Source organism: Lactobacillus sp. C449L, from assembly GCF_059900815.1.
Genome location: NZ_JBWXGA010000265.1, coordinates 1 through 445 on the forward strand (window position 1 = coordinate 1; position 445 = coordinate 445).

Below are 445 nucleotides of genomic sequence, written 5' to 3' on the forward strand. Positions count from 1 at the left end.
GCATTAAGGATGGGGTTTGATTTTCATTGTTATTCACAGTATCACCTCTAACTAAAACTCATTCTTTCAGCAAGTCACTTAAATGAATAATAAAGAATGCTATTTCTCTATTCTACCATAAAAAAGCGGATCATTTGAGGAATGTTTCACTGGAAATCAAGGCAATTTAAATCCCAAGGAATTCCCAGATTATTTTATTCAATTCCTCTTCCATTTCGATGCCATCAGGAAGATTTGTTAATGCATCTTTGGTTAAGGTCAATTCTCCTTCAAGCAATGCGGCGGTTTTCAATAACTCTGTATTCGAGAAATATTCGTTGGTTCTTTTCGCATGAAACAGCCCTTCTATAGTAGAATATAATGTTCCGTCCAAGTTTATTTCACTTAAGAGCTGATGGACCGATAGCGGAGGCAGAACCCTTTTTTGCACTAAATAGCCAATCAT

Annotated in this window: 1 protein-coding gene; it reads right to left on the bottom strand. The window is 36.0% G+C overall.

Features of this window, described 5'->3' with window-relative positions:
* Window positions 1-166: 166 nt before the first annotated feature.
* A partial coding sequence (locus AC2JF9_RS09320; RefSeq protein ID WP_500727209.1) for a DNA polymerase beta superfamily protein occupies window positions 167-445 on the bottom strand: 279 nt, incomplete at its 5' end.